Origin of the sequence: Bacillus sp. 196mf (assembly GCF_003217275.1) — a bacterium.
Lineage (GTDB): Bacteria > Bacillota > Bacilli > Bacillales > Bacillaceae_G > Bacillus_A > Bacillus_A thuringiensis_S.
Window position 1 is genome coordinate 43,741 of record NZ_QJTG01000010.1, and the last position, 16,731, is coordinate 60,471.

A 16,731-nucleotide genomic window follows, 5' to 3' on the forward strand; every position below is an offset into this window, starting at 1 on the left:
CCTTTAGATTCCCATAGGTACCATGTACAATCCGGTATCTTCATCCTGCTTTACAATGACATCTACACCATATATTGCTTTAACCATTTCTTCTGTTATTACATCATTAGGATTACCTTTCGTAATGATCTCTCCATCTTTCATAACGATAATATGGTCGCTATAACGAATGGCTTGATTAATATCATGTAATACCATTACAATCGTTAGCCCATACACTTCATTTAACTCTTTCACTAACTCTAATATTTCTAGCTGATAGTAAATATCTAAATATGTTGTCGGTTCATCTAAGAAAAGCATTGGTGTATTTTGAGCTAATGTCATTGCGATCCAAACTCGCTGCCTCTCTCCACCAGATAAAGCATAGATTGGCTTATCACGCTTACTTTGTAAATTCGTACATACTAGTGCGCGCTCTATCGCTTCTCTATCTTCATCTGTTTGTGGAGAGAAAATATTTTTATATGGCATACGCCCAAAGCTTATTAGCTTTTCCACTGTAATATCTGCTGGAGCCTCATTTTGTTGATGGACAACTGCTAGCTTTCTAGCAAACTCTTTCGGTTTATATTCACTAATCGCTTTCCCATCAACTATTACTTCTCCACTGCTAGGAACGTGATTTCTAGACATGACACTAAGTAATGTTGATTTCCCGCATCCATTCGGGCCGATGATTGTTGTAATTTTCCCAATTTCTATTTCACTACTAACAGACTTTAAACGATTTGTTACGTTATCGTATGAAAAGGTTACATTTTTAATTTCCATGAACTTTATCACTCTTTCTAAGCAAGAATATTAAGAATGGACCACCAATAACCGCCATAATTGTTGCTGCTGGAATTTCGTTAGGTGGCACAATTAACCTTCCAATCGTATCCGCCGTCAAAATTAATAACGCGCCTGCAAGAGCAGAAAATGGAATTAATACTTTATGGTCTGAACCGACTAATTGTCTTGAAATATGCGGAACTAGTAATCCTACAAAAGCAATAACACCTGCAATCGCTGTTGATACTGCCGCTAAGAGTACTGCAATGGCAGAAATAATAAGACGAACTCTCGTCACGTGCAAGCCTAAGTTTTTCGCAGTCTTATCTTGTAGCGATAATAAGTTACACCAAGCTCCTACGAACAGAGCAAGAATAAGACCAATCGTTCCATAAGTCACCATTATTTCTACATCGCCCCACGTCTTCATTGTTATGTTAGAAGTCGTCGTTTGCTTAATACTCTTAATAAAATACCCACAAATCGTAACGAATGATTCATTTAATCCAGTAAACATCGCATTAATGGCAATACCAATTAAAATAATGCGAAGCGGGCTTAACCCTGACTTCCATGAAAACGAATAAACGAGATAACACGCAAACGCACCACCTAAAAAGGCGAATACGGGTGTCCAGAAAAAGAATTGCGGGAACAATGTAATAATAACGAGTGTCATAAAACTAGCTCCTGAAGATATACCGATTACCCCAGCATCAGCGAGTGGATTCTTCATAACAGCTTGAAAAAGCACCCCTGAAACAGCAAGAGCCGCTCCAGTGAACAGCGCAATAATAATACGCGGGAAACGTAAATCTTTAATGACTTCAACATCTTCATTCCCACCTGTAAATATCCCTTGCACAAGTTCAACAATACCTACTTCTAAACTCCCTTTCATCGCTGACAATGATGTCATAACAATGAGCAATGCAGTAACAATGAGGAAACTCCAAGTTTTTTTATTCATTCTGCTCTTCCTTTATATTAAAATGCATCACGGATACATCATTTTTTTCAATTCATCTAACGCTTCAATTGCTGCTAAATTGCCTGTCGTTCCAAATAAACGCTCTTCTAAATCGTAAACACGGTTATTTTTAACCGCAGCAAAGTATTTCCAAATGTCATTTGTTTTAAATTCTTTATCAAACATTTTTACAACTTCATCAGGCATACCATGAGCTGCTCGTAAAATAATATCTGGATCAGCTTTCTTTAAATACTCTGTATTAGAAGCTAAATATTCTACTTGTTCACCTTGTACAATATTTTTACCACCTAGTTGTTTCACTAAATCTCCAATATAAGAATGCTCTGTTGCTACTAAATAACTGCCCGGCACACCTAATAATATAAGCACTGTCGGTTCTTTCTTTCCTTTTACTTCCTTTTGAATGCTAGCAACCTTTTTATCTAACTTAGTTACTACTGCTTCAGCCTGCTTTTCACGTCCATATTTCTTACCTAAATCGCTAATAGAACTTTGCATATTTTTTAAACTCGTTAAATCTAAAAAGTTTGCTTTCATACCCACACCATCAATAACTGGCTTTAATTCATATTCAAGTGTTGTCACAGATAACACTTCTGAAGGCTTTAATGACTTTACCTTTTCCATATCTGGACTCATTGGATTCCCAACTTCAGGTAAACCTTTATATCGCTTCGGTAAAGTTTTAGAACTTGTTGGAACGCCGACTAAATCTACTTCTAACGCATCCATAATTTCAGTAACAGCCACTGTTGTTGCAACAACGCGCTCTTTACTCTCACTCTTTACCTGCTTTGCTGTTTCTTTTTTTGGTGATGAGCACCCGGCTATACTCATTAACAAAATGATAGCCATTAGTACACTTACGATTTTCTTCACTCTCAATCACCACTCCCTTCCATACAATATGAAACAAGTCTTGATGCACGCGAACATGCATCAAGACTCCAAAAATTACAATCTACCTGCTCTATATTTACGAACTAGTAAAGCAAGTGAACCTAGCAGTAACACCATGTATAAACCAAGTTGTGCTGTATCTGCAGTTTTTGAGTTTTTCTCTTTTTTTGAATCATTTTTTGTATCTTCTTTTTTCTTCTGATCATCTGCATTTCGGTTAAAATCAGGAGTACCTACTGTTTTTACATTATCTACTTTCGGTGTAGTCACTGGATTTTTCGGTTCATTTTTCGGTTCCTCTTTAATAGTTCCTAACGCGCCGATATTATTTGTATCAAATTGAATTTGTACATCGTAGAAATGATGGTAGTTCATCTCATCGATATCTACCTTTACTTTTGCGTTTAATTTTTTAAATAGATCTTCTACTTCAAACTGTACTACTCGCGTATTTGCATTTTTATCTTCGCTTACTACTTTCGCATCAGCGAATAGTTCCTTGTTTTCCGTTTGGAATTTCGTAATCCACGCACTATTTTTCAGCGTCATCTCAATGTATTTTTTACCATCTTTTACGATTAATTTCGCTGGATTTACAACATAGTCATTCATCTTTGAAATCTCATCTGTTTTATCTTTTAATACTTTAAATGTAATATCATATTGGCCATCTACTAAATTTTTCGGATCAACTATTACTTTCGGGTTATTATTTCCACCTTGGTTGTCATTTCCACCTTGGTTTCCATTCCCGCCTTGGTTGTCGTTTCCTCCTTGGTTGTCGTTTCCACCTTGGTTCCCTAAAGCTTTAATACTGTCTTGATCAAATACAAATTGAACATCGTAGAAATGGTGATAATTCATTGAATCAATATCTACTTTTACTTTTGCATTTAATTTTTTAGACAAATCGTTTACTTCTACTTCTACTACTCTTGTATTTTGTTCTTTATTTTCACTTAACACTTTTGCATTAACGAAAGAACCATTCTTCTCAAATTCAAATTTCGTAATCCATGTACTATTTGTTAATGTAAACGATACGTATTTCTTACCATCTTTTACTTTTAATACACCTGGGCTTTTTGTGTATGTGTTCATCATTGAGATTTCATCTGTTTGATCTTTTAACACTTTAAAGCCAATGCTGTATTCACCATCTTTAAGAGCTTTTGGATCAATTGTTGTGTTATTATCTTGGTTGTCGTTTCCTCCTTGGTTGTCGTTTCCGCCTTGGTTGTCGTTTCCGCCTTGGTTGTTGTTTCCGCCTTGGTTGTTGTTTCCGCCTTGGTTGTCGTTTCCGCCTTGGTTGTTGTTTCCGCCTTGGTTGTTGTTTCCGCCTTGGCTATCTAACGGCTTAATGCTACCTTTATCAAATGCAAATTGAATATCGTAAAAATGGTGATAATTCATTGAATCGATATCTACTTTTACTTTTGCATTTAACTTTTTTGATAAATCTGGTACTTCTACTTCCACTACGCGTGTATCAGCTTTTTTATCTTCACTTATTACATGTGCATCAACAAACGAACCATTTTTCTCAAATTCAAATTTTGTAATCCAAGAACTGTTCGTTAACGTAAATGATACATACTTCTTACCATCTTTTACTTTTAGCACACCTGGACTTTTTGTATATGTGTTCATCATTGAAATTTCGTCTGTTTGATCTTTTAATGCTTTAAAATTGATGCTGTATTCACCATCTTTAATTGTTTCAGCATCTGGTTTTTTATTTTCATCTGGTTTTTCTACTTCCGGTTTTTCTACTTCTGGTTTTTCTACTTCTGGTTGTTTCTCTTCATTTTTAATTTGTTCAAGTTTATCTTGTTCAAATAAAAGTTGTACATCATGCGTTTGCTTATAATTTCTTGATGCCATTTCGATAAATACTTTTGTATTTAGTTTTTTAGATAAATCGTTTACTTCAAACTCTACTACTCTTGTATCTTTTTCCTTATCCTCACTCACTACTTTTGCATCAACAAATGCGCCATCTTTTTCCGTTTGGAAATTTTTAATTAATGAGCTACTTTTTAGTGTTACAATTGCTTTTTTCTTACCGTTTTCTACTTTTAATACTCCTGGATTTACCATGTAAGTATTCATCTTAGATTCTTCATCTGTTTGATCTTTTAATACTTTAAATGGAATGCTGTACGCACCATCTGTAATTGTGTTAGAATTTGGTTGTTGATCTGGGTCAAGCTTTTGGTCGGGCTTCTGACCTGGATCGGTAGTTTCATTTGGATCTGGCTTATTAGCTGGGTCCTCTTTTTCATTTGGTTTTTCTACATGAATTGGTATAATGCTATTTTGATCAAATGCAATACGAACGTCGTACTCATGATGATAATTTAAAAAATCAATATCTACTTTTACTTTTGCATTTAATACCTTCTCTACATCTTCTACATCAAATTCTACTACTCTTGTGTCTTTTTCTTTATCTTCACTAATTACATTTGTCGCAACTAGCTTACCTGCTTTTTCTGTTTCAAACTTCGTAATCCATGAACTATTCGTTAATGTAAAGGATACTTTCTTTTTCCCATCCTTCACTTTTAAAGTTCCCGGGCTTACTGAATATTGATTCATCATCGATTCTTCATCTGATGTATCTTTTAAAACTTTGAAGCCAATTGAATATTCACCGTCAGCCAACTTGGTAGCTGCTTGAACTGCAAGTGGTTGTAATGTTGATACGAATGTAAATATCATTAAAAACATAGCAACAATAATTTTTGTATACCTGTTCAATGGAACGACTCTCCCTTTTGAAAATTATTTAATACTGTTCCCATCAAATACAAAGCGAATATCATACGAAGCATTATAATTAATAATTGGAATATTAATTTTCACCTTGCCATTTAGTTTTTTTGACAAGTCAGCAACTTCAAATTCTACAACTCTAGTATTATCTTTTTTGTTTTCACTTAACACGGTTGTTTCTACAAATTGACCATCTTTTTCTACTTGGAAACTTTTAATAGAAGCACTATCTTTCACTTTAAATGAAACATATTGTTTTCCATTTTTAACTGTTAATGTTGCTGGGCTTTCAAAATAACTATTCATTCTAGACGATTCATCTTTATCGCCTTTCCATACAGTAAAAGCAATATTATATTTTCCATCAGCTAGTTTTGTAGCAGCCTTTGCATCTTGTAAACCTAGTGTTGCGATAAACGTAAATAAAACAGCAAATACGGCAATAATCATTTTAAATTGTTTAAACATATATTCATCACCCTTCAAAAGATTTATTTACTCAATTTCACTTTACGAATTAAGAAAGCACCTGAAATAAGAATTAACGCTGTAAACAATCCAATACGTGCTTCATCGCCTGTTTTTGGGTTATCTGTTTTTTCAGCTTTTCCATTTTCATTTTTTGTTTCTTTGTTCGCTTCTTTAGCTGTTTCCTTACTCTCTACTTTTGTTTTCTCTTCTTTTACTTGTGTATCTGTTTTCGCTTGATCATTATTTTTTGTTGTAGCAGCTACGCCGTTATCGCCACCTACAGCTTTTACATTTGCATCAAAAGCAAAACGAATTGTGTAGTGGTGGTCATAGTTTGCATTTGGTACAACAACATGAATTTTTACAGCTGCTGGTTTGGATAAATCATCTACTTTAAACTCTACTGTTCTTTTATCTGCCGATTCATCTTTACTAACAACTTTCGCATCAACAAAATTCCCGTTCTCTGGTGCTTTAAATTCTGTAATCCAAGCACTATGATTCATCGGAACTTGTACTCTCATCTCACCGTTTTTCACTATTAATTTTGCTGGCTTTTCAAAATAGTCATTTGCCATTGAAGCTGAATCATTTTCCGCTTTTTGAATTACGTAATTAATATCGTAAGTACCATCAGCTAGTTTTGCTGAAGCATTCCCGTATGGCATTACAAGAAAAGCTAGCATACATACGAACGTTATAATAAAAGCGGGTAATACAGAAACCTTTTTCATTTTTCTTGTTTCCTCCTTTGTTATCTTTCACTTCACTTTTTGAAAATGATAATTATTCTCAATTTATAAGAAAAAAATAATCTCTTCTACCTATTATTTAATTAGCATTCTTTTATGTAATATAAGTATTATTGATTATCATTCTCATTGAATGTTAAAAATAATATCTCACCCTATTCCTTATATGAAGGCATAGAAACTGAGAAAAAATTTCAAAACTTTTTTATTGATTATCATTCTCAATATAAATCAAAAAAAATAAACTATCTCTTCTCCTCTTCTTTCACCTCTTCCCCCTAACAACACTTTAGTTATAGAAAACCCTTTTCCCTCACTTCCCTTCCAATATTTCCACAACTAAGTCAATCTTAGCCTACTCATAAATTTTTTGTCAACTATATTACGTATAAAATTTTTAATATCTGAATTTCTCTATATGTGGCTTTTTCTACAAAAAAAGAGACTTTCTATTATAGAAAGCCTCTTTTCTCTATTTTTCTACAGCAATTTCCTGTTTTTGAAACTTAGAAACTATATAACCAAATCCTATACCGATTATGCCTGGAACTAACCAACCAATTCCTACACTATATAATGGAATCTTATCTAAAATAGGTGCTAGCGCTGCAATTTGAAGGTTTGCATTGTGTAACCCATCAAAGAAACTTATTGCAAATGCTCCTACAATCCCGCCCACATACATCGCTAATGGAAGACGAACGTAGTTTTCAACAAGTGATAATACGATAAGTACGATTCCAATTGGATAAATGGCGATTAAGATTGGTAATGCTAATGCATTTAACTGAGTTAACCCAAGGTTTGCTACCATAAATGCTAATACACAGAAAATGAAAACGACTTTTTGATAAGAAAGCTTTGGTAATAAGGAAGAGAAGTAATCACCACAAGCTGCAACAATACCTACAGAAGTTGTTAAACATGCTGCTGTAATTGCGATCCCTAGTAATAAAGTTCCGTAGCTACCAAATAAATGATTCACGACATTTGTTAAAATAATTCCTCCGTTTGCGCCCATTCCAAGCGATACACTAGAAGCTCCAAGATACGCAAGCGCTAAATATACAAGTAGTAAACCAAGTGCTGCAATAAATCCTGCAAAGATTGTTACTTTTGCAATACTATTTTTATTTGTAATGCCTTTTTCTTTTAACGCATGAATTACAACATTTCCGAAAACAAGTGCTGCAAGTCCATCTAAAGTTAAATATCCATCAATAAATCCTTTGAAGAGAGGAGCACTATACGCTTCTGTCGGTGCACCAAATTCTCCAATTGGTGTAATAAGTGCTTTACCTACGATAATTGCAATAACTGCTAATAATATTGGAGTTAGTACTTTACCAATACGCCCCACTAATTTCGAAGGATTTAAAGCTAAATAGAAAGTGACTGCAAAGAAAATAAGTGTAAAGATAACAAGTGGATATGACTGACCAGCTATCTCACTTGGTAAAAACGGTGCAACACTCATCTCATAAGCTACTGTTCCTGTACGCGGCACACTTACGAATACGCCTAAACATAAATAAATTGCAGTGATAAAAACAAGTGCGAATATAGGATGTACACGTCCTGCTAGCTCATTAATATCTCCCTTTAAAGCTATAACAATTACTCCTAATAAAGGTAGTCCAACCCCTGTTACGATAAAACCAAACAGCGCGATCCATACGTCCGTTCCAGCACCTTGCCCTAACGCTGGTGGAAAAATCATATTGCCTGCACCAAAAAACAGTGCAAATAACATTAAACTTATTGCAAACATCTCTGAAAACTTTAAAGATGATTTCATTTCTACTAACCTCCTAAAATAATTAATTGACAAAATATTCTGATTTTAAATCCGTCACATATCCTCTTTCAAGCATACTTCCCCGTAAAAGAACGCAAAAAACACCCGTCCCTAACAAAGGGACGAGTGTTGAAATCGTGGTTCCACCCTTATTCTAATAAAATGAATTTATAGCAAAATAAGCTCATTTTATAGCTCGTGTAAATTGATAACGGTTTTATCCGTCAAGAATTACAATGCATCATGTATGCAGTTCACTCTTGAAGTTTAGAGGTGGTAAGCTTGTCTTTTCGTATTAGGAAGCTCACAGCCTAAGGCTCCCCTCTCTGAGAATCGTAAAATACAACTCATGTCCTCATCATTACTTTTATAAAATATCTTGTCGAAACTTGTTGTTTTTTATTATATGGGCTATTTTTTAAAAAATCAATAGTTTTATTTTTTCTGACAAAAAAATATAGGGAGAAAATTTTTCCTCCCTATAACTGCCCTCTTAATATCTCTAATTCCTCAGTTGCAATGTTCCGCCATTTTCCTACTCCAAGCTCATTTAGCTCTATATTCATAATGCGCACTCGCTTTAGCTTTATTACAGTAAATCCGAAAGCACGACTCATTCTACGAATTTGCCTGTTCATTCCTTGCGTTAAAACGATACGAAATGTTGATTGATCGACTCTCGTCACTTTGCACGGCTTCGTCATACCATCTTTAATCTTTACACCGCTGGACATCTCATCAATAAACCAGTCCGTAAAAGGTTTATCGACTGTGACAACATATTCTTTCTCGTGTTCGTGATCACCGTGTAAAATTTGATTGGCAATCGCGCCATCATTCGTTAATAAAATAAGTCCTTCTGATGCTTTATCTAATCGCCCAACTGGAAAGATTCGCTCTGGGTAATTGATATAATCAATAATATTATCTTCAATATGATCAGCTGCTGTACAAGTAATTCCGACTGGTTTATGGAATGCGATATACACCTTTTCTTTCTCTTCTTTCGCAATAACCTGTCCATCAATCGTTACAACATCACCATCGCTCACAAGTGCACCGTGCGTACATATTTCGCCATTAATAGCCACGCGTCCAGCTTTAATAAGGCGGTCTGTTTCACGTCTTGAGCATGATTTTGCTTCGCTTATGTATTGGTTGATTTTCATGTTTTATTCCTTTTCATATATAATAAAAACGTCAATCTATGGCAATATCATTATGCCACGATTGACGCTTTTTCACTTCGCAAAAACAACTAAATAAATAACCCCAATCACCAAAAATATTCCACAACAAGCTAACAATACTTTTGCAAGTTTGTCCATAAACATATAATGGTTTCCCCTTTGTTTCGTTGTTTGCTATTTTAATTCGACAACTGTTACGCCTAGGCCTCCCTCGCCCATGTCACCGTAACGGTAATTCTTCACGCCGCGATGCTTCTTCAAGTAATCTTGTACACCTTGGCGAAGCGCTCCTGTTCCTTTACCGTGAATGATTGATACACGAGGATAACTTGCAAGCTGGGCATCGTCTAAATATTTTTCAACGCGCATCATTGCATCTTCATAACGTTCACCGCGAAGATCAAGTTCCAATGAAACGTGGTAATCTCTACCCTTCACACTTGCGACTGCTTTTTTCTCTGTTTGCTTCGGTGTGTTAATGTATTCCATGTTAGATTCTTTTACTTTCATCTTCAGAATACCGATTTGTACGCTCCACTCTGTATCACTTACTTTTTCAAGTAATTGACCCTTTTGACCGAACGTTAATACTTTTACTTCATCACCTGCGCGTAACTGTTGTTTCGGCGCAGTGTTTTTCACGTTTACTTTTTGTTTCTTCACAAGCTCTGGCGCTGTTCCTTCTAGACGGCTCTTCGCTTCAATAAGCTCATGGTCTTTCACATTTACAAGCTGTGCTTTACGCAATTGACGAAGTTCTTGAATAATACCTTCTGCTTCTTTCTTCGCAGCTTCGACTTTTTCTTCCCCTTCTTTTTGCGCTTTTAATAATTTTTCATCACGCTCATCGTTAAACTCAATAATTTGACGTTGCAACTCACGATGAAGTTTCTCAGATTGTTTGCGAAGTGCCTCTGCTTCGTTCCAGTCACGCTCTGCGTTCTTCTGGCTTTCTTCTAACTTCGCAATCATATTTTCAATTTTATTTGTATCTGTACTAATGTGGTTACGTGCTTGGTCAATAACGCGATCAGATAATCCAAGGCGCTTCGAAATTTCAAAGGCGTTACTGCGACCTGGTACACCGATTAATAACTTATAAGTTGGACTTAATGTATTTACATCAAACTCAACACTCGCATTAATAACTTGCTCACGGTTATATCCGTACGCTTTTAATTCTGGGTAATGCGTCGTAGCAACAACGCGAGCACCGCGGTTACATACCTCATCTAAAATCGAAATTGCTAGTGCAGCACCTTCTTGCGGGTCTGTTCCAGCACCTAATTCATCAAATAAAACTAAGCTTTCAAAATCAGCTTTTTCTAAAATATCTACAATGTTCACCATATGTGAGGAGAACGTACTTAAGCTTTGTTCAATCGACTGCTCATCACCGATATCAGCAAAGATATTTTTAAATACACAAATCTCTGACTCATCCATTACTGGAATGTGAAGACCAGATTGCGCCATTAATACACAAATACCAACTGTTTTCAGCGTAACTGTTTTACCACCTGTATTCGGTCCTGTAATAACAATTGTTGTGAAATCTTTACCTAGCATAATGTTATTTGGCACAATAATTTCTGGATCGATTAGCGGATGACGAGCTTGTCTTAAATCCATATAACGCTCGTTATTTACAATTGGTTTCGTTGCTTTAATTCGTTTCGCATAAAAAGCTTTCGCAAAGATGAAATCAAGATTTGCAACTACTTCTACGTTTGATAAAACGATATCGGCTTCTACTGCCACTTCTTCTGTTAACATTAATAAGATGCGTTCAATTTCTTGTTTTTCTTTCACTCGTGCTTCTTGTAGTGCATTATTTAATTCTACAATTACTTGTGGTTCAATAAATAACGTTTGTCCAGAAGCAGATTGATCGTGAACAATACCGCCATATACGCCGCGGTATTCTTGCTTTACTGGGATTACGTAACGTTCGTTACGAATCGTTACAATCGAGTCAGACAGCATCTTTTGTGCGTTTGAAGAACGCGTCATATTTTCTAACTTTTCACGAATACGGCTTTCCGCAGTACGAATTTGAGTACGAATACCACGCAGTTTATCACTCGCGCTATCGACTACTTCACCGCCATCACCGATGCAATTTGTAATTTTCTTTTCTAAATCATATAAAGATACAATTTGAGCGACGTGAGTTTCTAAAATCGGAAGCTCGACACCGTTATCAGCCATATCTTCAATGAAACGTTTCATATTACGACTACCATACATCGTATTCGCAATATCAAGTAGTTCATTAGGGCTTAACATACTTCCAATCTTTGCACGCTTCACATTTGAGCGAATATCCGTAATGCCACCTAATGGTGCACTACCTTTTAAACGAATGACTTTCGCTGCTTCATCCGTTGTATCTTGCATTTCTACAATTTCTTCAAAATCAGTGCTCGGCACTAAATTCTTCACTTTATCACGGCCAAGTGAAGAGGCTGTATGTTCAAGTAATTGTTCTTTTACTTTATTGTATTCTAATACACGCAACGTTCTTTCTAACATGTTGCAGGTCCCCCTTGTGTTACTTATTACGTTTAATATAGTCTAATAAACGTTCAATATCCCATGTGTTAATCACGTTATCTTTTTGAATCCAACCTTTACGTGCTGCAGCTACACCTGTTTCCATATCTTCTAACATTTCAAGTGTATGAGCATCCGTATTAATCGCTACTTTTACACCAGCATCTTGTGCTTGTTTTAATAATTTCGCGCTTAAATCTAGACGGTTCGGATTCGCATTTAATTCTAAAACTGTATTTGTCTCTTTTGCGAGTTCAATTAATAAATCTGTATCTACATCATAACCCTCACGGCGCCCGAGAAGACGTCCTGTCGGATGGGCAATCATTGTGACATGTTTATTCTCAAGTGCAGTACGCAGACGTTTCATAATCGTTTCACGGTCTTGTGAGAAGCTAGAGTGAATCGCTCCAATGACATAGTCTAATTCTTCTAATACTTCATCATCAAAATCAAGCGAGGCATCTGGTAAAATGTCCATTTCAATTCCGCGTAAAATTGTAATGTCTGGATACTTTTCATTCATACGTTCAATTTCTTTCGCTTGCTCACGAAGACGCTCTTTCGTTAAACCATTCGCTACTTTCAAGTATTGCGAGTGATCAGTAATCGCCATAAACTTGTATCCACGAGCACGGCACGCTTGTACCATTTCTTCAATAGAAAAAGCACCGTCACTCCAAGTTGTATGCATATGTAAATCACCTTGTATATCGGAAAACTGAATTAAGTTTGGATACTCTTTAATTAATTCAATTTCTTTTCCATCTTCACGCACTTCTGGCGGAATAAATGGCAGACCGAAATGAGCGAAGAAGTCTTCTTCAGTCTCAAATGTTTTCACTTCACCTGTTTCCAAGTTCTCTACACCGTACTCACTAATTTTCTCGCCTTTATCTTTTGCGATTTGACGCATTTTTACGTTATGGTCCTTTGATCCTGTGAAATGGTGAAGAGTTGTAATAAACTCTTCTGGTTTTACTAAACGAAAATCAATTGAAATATCATATTCATATTGAAGACGGACAGAAACTTTCGTATCTCCACTCGCGATTACTTCAATCATGTTATCGAATTGTAGTAAATGCTCACGTACCGCTGCTGGTTCTGTCGTTGCAATGATAAAATCTAAATCTTTCACTGTCTCACGAACACGGCGTAAGCTACCAGCGCGAGAGAAACGAATTACTTCAGCAATATTCGACAATTTCTCCTCTATTTCCCCGGCAATAGGCAATACCATCGCAATTGGTAAACGCTCTGGACGAGAGCCTACTTGATCGATTGCTTCTAATATTTTCTCTTCTGTCTTCTTACCGAAACCTGCTAAAGCCTGTACTTTATTTTCCTCACAAACAGCTTTTAGCGATTCCATATCAACAACACCAAGTTCTTTATATAACTTAGCCACCTTTTTACCACCAAGTCCTGGTAGTTTTAATAACGGCAATAAGCTACTTGGTACTTCTTTCTCAAGTTCTTGCAATACTTCAGATGTTCCCGATTCTATATATTCTTGAATAACGGCTGCTGTTCCTTTTCCGATTCCTGGAATCTTTGTGAAATCTTCAATTTCAGAAAGACTACGATCGTCACTTTCTAATGCTGCTGCCGCTTTACGAAATGCAGATATTTTAAATGGATTCGCACCCTTTAGTTCCATAAAAAGCCCGATTGTCTCTAATAATTTGATAACTTGTTTTTTATTTACTTTCATCATTGCCCCGCCTTTCTTTCATAGAAAAAAACTTCTCTTTCCGAAAAAAGAGAAGTTATACTCTGCTACCTGTCTGCCATAGTTCCTTCACCTTTTCAGATAGAATCGGTGTATCGTCTACAATTATTTTGCTAATTGATGATTTTTGTAATGGTGTTTGTACTTGTTCAATCGGAAGAATATTTCCAATGATAATTAAGACAAACAAAATAATATATACTTCTAAAAATCCGAGGATTGCCCCCGCAAACGCATTTACTTGCTTTAAAACCGGTATTTCTGCAAACATATTTAACAAATTACCAAGTAATGAAAGTGCAATTTTAGTGATAATAAACAATATGATAAACGCAAGCGCTTGATAAAATACTGTCTCAATATTATTTGCATCAATCCATTCTGGAACAGATACGTTTTTATCAAATGGATACGGAATAAATTTCGCAAGTGCTGGCGCTAAATCTTTACAGTACCAGTATGCAACAAGGTATGCGATAATAAAGCTTGTTAACTTTACAAGTTGCAGAATAAACCCTCTGCGTAAGCCGAGGAAAAATCCCATAACAAGCAGTAAAATGATAATAATATCAATCATGTTATTCCATTCCTTTTTTTGTCATACTTTCTTTCAATTTCTCATGTTCTTCTTTTAATTTTATGTAATCGTGTATGACGTTTACCGCCGTCAATACCGCTAGTCTACTCGTGTCAAGCGAAGGATTCTTGGCATTGAGTTCGCGCATTTTATCATCCACAATCGCTGCTACCATGCGGATATGACTTGTACTTTCATCGCCAACAACTGAATATTGCTGACCATAGATTTCTACATTAATTCGACTTTTCTTTCCCTTTTGTTGTGACAACTCACCGGCCTCCAATCACGTACAGAATCCTAAAGTTTATCATACCATGAACCTTCATAATATGGAAACAGAAAGAACAATCCGATATGATAAAAATAACAATATAAAAAAAGGGGCGACCATTATGTCAAATTCTATCGTAATTCAAACAAATTCTACAGTAATTGAAGACATGAAACAACAATATAAACATTCGCTTAGCCCAAAAATTCCACAAGGCGGAATCTTCATGGCAAAGGTACCATCTTGCACAATTACAGCGTATAAATCTGGAAAAGTAATGTTCCAAGGAGGCCGCGCTGAAGCAGAAGCTTCTCGTTGGCAAACTGTCTCTCAAACACCGAAAACAGCTGTAAAAAAATCTGTCGATTCCCATCTTTATGCGCCGCCCGCTTCCATCGGTACAATGTCTATTGTAGGGTCTGATGAAGTTGGTACGGGAGATTTCTTTGGACCGATGACAGTCGTTGCTGTATATGTGGATGCAAAGCAAATCCCACTGCTAAAAGAACTTGGTGTAAAAGACTCTAAAAACTTAAATGACGATCAAATTACTGCCATTGCGAAACAACTTCTACACGTTGTTCCTTACAGCTCTCTTGTCCTTCATAATGAAAAATATAACGAGCTATTTGATAAAGGAAACAATCAAGGTAAGTTAAAAGCTTTACTACACAATAAAGCTATTACAAACTTATTAGCTAAAATGGCACCTACAAAACCTGAAGGCGTCTTAATCGATCAATTCACACAACCTGATACATACTATAAATATTTAGCAAAACAAAAACAGGTACAGCGTGAAAATGTTTATTTCGCTACGAAAGGTGAAAGCGTCCATTTAGCAGTAGCCGCTGCTTCTATTTTAGCTCGCTACTCATTCGTAAAACAGTTTGACGAACTAAGTAAAAAAGCTGGTATGCCACTTCCAAAAGGTGCTGGTAAACAAGTTGATATCGCCGCTGCTAAATTAATTCAAAAGCTTGGTAAAGAACGATTACCTGAGTTTGTGAAACTGCATTTTGCTAATACAGAGAAGGCGTTTCGCTTATTAAAATAGTATCGACAAAAACAGGAGCCTACAAACTCCTGTTTTTTGTTTCACCCTACTATTGTCCTTGTAATTATGTCACAACATAATTATACATATTATTAAAATTAAAGAAGATAATTCCTATTACTATTTCTATAAATGATTCTAAACATCTTACTAGGTAATCCCATGAAAGACAATTCAAAATTAGGGAGAATATCCAACTATTAAGTGAGCAACAGGAGTTCCAAAATTTAATCGAAAGATATGGTAGATCATTCCTATTAAATTTTCGGATTCGAAAATTTATCGTGAAACACGATGCACAACAAGCTACAACACTTCTGTGAGGAATTTGAATTCATGATTAGAAGAAAAGGATTGTTTACATAAGGAGGGAATTCATATGGACGCTGTGAAAGTTAAAAAATTATTATATGTTTTCATACACCTCGTAGGTCCACTTTCTTACTTCATTATTTCTACTGTTTGGGGCACTTTCTTCACTACTAAATCCACATTCGAAAACATATCTGATAGCCTTAGCGTTATGGCCATCTATTACGTATTCATAAGTTTACTTTGGTTTTTCTATTTCGATCGATTAGACAAAGACATAAATAAGATTACAAAAGAAATTAACGATAATATGATGTAACACATAACAAAGGAGAGCCCTTAAGACTCTCCTTTGTTATATTAGCTTCGTTTCTGCTTCTTATTAGATGAAGGTACTTTATGAGAACCTGTTTCATGTGTCGTCGTTCCTTGTCCTTCTACTTCTGGAGAACCTAGGCCCGATCTTGAATGATCTTTTTTTACTTTTTTACTCATTTATATTCACCCCTTCGCGTTACTTTTTGCTACAGGGTAATAAACTATGCAAAATAAAAAGCGAG

Annotated in this window: 15 protein-coding genes, 1 pseudogene and 1 other annotated feature; of the genes and pseudogenes, 3 read left to right on the plus strand and 13 right to left on the minus strand. The window is 35.7% G+C overall.

The window, feature by feature from the left end:
- Nucleotides 1-3: 3 nt before the first annotated feature.
- The 12 genes from ATL10_RS15750 to zapA all read right to left on the minus strand — a co-directional run bounded on the left by ATL10_RS15750 (nucleotide 4) and on the right by zapA (nucleotide 14,799).
- Nucleotides 4-774: an ABC transporter ATP-binding protein gene (locus tag ATL10_RS15750; protein WP_098236050.1), complete on the minus strand. Its 771-nt coding sequence runs from the start codon at nucleotides 772-774 to the stop codon at nucleotides 4-6.
- Nucleotides 764-1,747, minus strand: coding sequence for a FecCD family ABC transporter permease (locus ATL10_RS15755; RefSeq protein ID WP_001036841.1), 984 nt, complete (start codon nucleotides 1,745-1,747; stop codon nucleotides 764-766). Before ATL10_RS15755 ends, ATL10_RS15750 begins: the two co-directional genes overlap by 11 nt.
- A gap of 27 nt (nucleotides 1,748-1,774) precedes the next feature.
- Nucleotides 1,775-2,656: a heme ABC transporter substrate-binding protein IsdE gene (gene isdE, locus ATL10_RS15760; protein WP_142669965.1), complete on the minus strand. Its 882-nt coding sequence runs from the start codon at nucleotides 2,654-2,656 to the stop codon at nucleotides 1,775-1,777.
- 69 nt (nucleotides 2,657-2,725) lie between these two features.
- Nucleotides 2,726-5,434, minus strand: a complete 2,709-nt coding sequence (locus ATL10_RS15765; protein WP_110497133.1) for an NEAT domain-containing protein — start codon at nucleotides 5,432-5,434, stop codon at nucleotides 2,726-2,728.
- A 24-nt stretch (nucleotides 5,435-5,458) separates the two neighbouring features.
- Nucleotides 5,459-5,917: an NEAT domain-containing protein gene (locus ATL10_RS15770; protein ID WP_000476164.1), complete on the minus strand. Its 459-nt coding sequence runs from the start codon at nucleotides 5,915-5,917 to the stop codon at nucleotides 5,459-5,461.
- Nucleotides 5,918-5,940: 23 nt separating this feature from the next.
- Nucleotides 5,941-6,654, minus strand: coding sequence for a heme uptake protein IsdC (gene isdC / locus ATL10_RS15775; protein WP_053563579.1), 714 nt, complete (start codon nucleotides 6,652-6,654; stop codon nucleotides 5,941-5,943).
- A 490-nt stretch (nucleotides 6,655-7,144) separates the two neighbouring features.
- Entirely contained in the window at nucleotides 7,145-8,470 is a 1,326-nt protein-coding gene (gene brnQ6, locus ATL10_RS15780) for a branched-chain amino acid transport system II carrier protein BrnQ6 (RefSeq protein ID WP_000842650.1), read from the minus strand.
- Between the two features lie 115 nt (nucleotides 8,471-8,585).
- Nucleotides 8,586-8,841: a binding site (T-box leader), on the minus strand.
- Between the two features lie 108 nt (nucleotides 8,842-8,949).
- Nucleotides 8,950-9,639, minus strand: coding sequence for a 23S rRNA pseudouridine(2604) synthase RluF (locus ATL10_RS15785; RefSeq protein ID WP_090976956.1), 690 nt, complete (start codon nucleotides 9,637-9,639; stop codon nucleotides 8,950-8,952).
- Between the two features lie 195 nt (nucleotides 9,640-9,834).
- Nucleotides 9,835-12,195, minus strand: coding sequence for an endonuclease MutS2 (locus ATL10_RS15795; protein ID WP_016080118.1), 2,361 nt, complete (start codon nucleotides 12,193-12,195; stop codon nucleotides 9,835-9,837).
- 19 nt (nucleotides 12,196-12,214) lie between these two features.
- Nucleotides 12,215-13,933 (minus strand): DNA polymerase/3'-5' exonuclease PolX, encoded by a 1,719-nt coding sequence (polX, locus tag ATL10_RS15800; protein WP_000867533.1) that lies wholly within the window; start codon nucleotides 13,931-13,933, stop codon nucleotides 12,215-12,217.
- 55 nt (nucleotides 13,934-13,988) lie between these two features.
- On the minus strand, nucleotides 13,989-14,528 hold the full coding sequence (locus ATL10_RS15805; protein WP_000565409.1) for a CvpA family protein: 540 nt from the start codon (nucleotides 14,526-14,528) through the stop codon (nucleotides 13,989-13,991).
- 1 nt (nucleotide 14,529) lies between these two features.
- A complete protein-coding gene (gene zapA / locus ATL10_RS15810) occupies nucleotides 14,530-14,799 on the minus strand; it encodes a cell division protein ZapA (protein ID WP_000082701.1) in 270 nt (89 codons plus the stop codon).
- 124 nt (nucleotides 14,800-14,923) lie between these two features.
- Here zapA and rnhC point away from each other — a divergent pair, with 124 nt between their 5' ends.
- From rnhC to ATL10_RS15825, 3 genes and pseudogenes are all read left to right on the plus strand, one after another.
- Complete coding sequence (gene rnhC, locus ATL10_RS15815; RefSeq protein ID WP_090976954.1) at nucleotides 14,924-15,859, plus strand: ribonuclease HIII; 936 nt, start codon at nucleotides 14,924-14,926, stop codon at nucleotides 15,857-15,859.
- A 132-nt stretch (nucleotides 15,860-15,991) separates the two neighbouring features.
- A pseudogene (locus ATL10_RS15820) lies at nucleotides 15,992-16,225 on the plus strand (hypothetical protein).
- A gap of 13 nt (nucleotides 16,226-16,238) precedes the next feature.
- Entirely contained in the window at nucleotides 16,239-16,490 is a 252-nt protein-coding gene (locus ATL10_RS15825) for a hypothetical protein (protein ID WP_000340262.1), read from the plus strand.
- Between the two features lie 41 nt (nucleotides 16,491-16,531).
- On the opposite strand, the gene ATL10_RS15830 is transcribed toward ATL10_RS15825, so the two are convergent.
- Entirely contained in the window at nucleotides 16,532-16,666 is a 135-nt protein-coding gene (locus ATL10_RS15830; RefSeq protein ID WP_000039588.1) for a YuzL family protein, read from the minus strand.
- Between the last annotated feature and the right edge of the window lie 65 nt (nucleotides 16,667-16,731).

Bases quoted from the DNA above. Each gene is read 5' to 3' on its own strand.
- ATL10_RS15750 (WP_098236050.1), bottom strand. From the start codon at position 774: ATGGAAATTAAAAATGTAACCTTTTCATACGATAACGTAACAAATCGT.
- ATL10_RS15755 (WP_001036841.1), bottom strand. From the start codon at position 1,747: ATGAATAAAAAAACTTGGAGTTTCCTCATTGTTACTGCATTGCTCATT.
- ATL10_RS15770 (WP_000476164.1), bottom strand. From the start codon at position 5,917: ATGTTTAAACAATTTAAAATGATTATTGCCGTATTTGCTGTTTTATTT.
- isdC (WP_053563579.1), bottom strand. From the start codon at position 6,654: ATGAAAAAGGTTTCTGTATTACCCGCTTTTATTATAACGTTCGTATGT.
- brnQ6 (WP_000842650.1), bottom strand. From the start codon at position 8,470: ATGAAATCATCTTTAAAGTTTTCAGAGATGTTTGCAATAAGTTTAATG.
- ATL10_RS15785 (WP_090976956.1), bottom strand. From the start codon at position 9,639: ATGAAAATCAACCAATACATAAGCGAAGCAAAATCATGCTCAAGACGT.
- ATL10_RS15795 (WP_016080118.1), bottom strand. From the start codon at position 12,195: ATGTTAGAAAGAACGTTGCGTGTATTAGAATACAATAAAGTAAAAGAA.
- polX (WP_000867533.1), bottom strand. From the start codon at position 13,933: ATGAAAGTAAATAAAAAACAAGTTATCAAATTATTAGAGACAATCGGG.
- ATL10_RS15805 (WP_000565409.1), bottom strand. From the start codon at position 14,528: ATGATTGATATTATTATCATTTTACTGCTTGTTATGGGATTTTTCCTC.
- rnhC (WP_090976954.1), top strand. From the start codon at position 14,924: ATGTCAAATTCTATCGTAATTCAAACAAATTCTACAGTAATTGAAGAC.
- ATL10_RS15825 (WP_000340262.1), top strand. From the start codon at position 16,239: ATGGACGCTGTGAAAGTTAAAAAATTATTATATGTTTTCATACACCTC.
- ATL10_RS15830 (WP_000039588.1), bottom strand. From the start codon at position 16,666: ATGAGTAAAAAAGTAAAAAAAGATCATTCAAGATCGGGCCTAGGTTCT.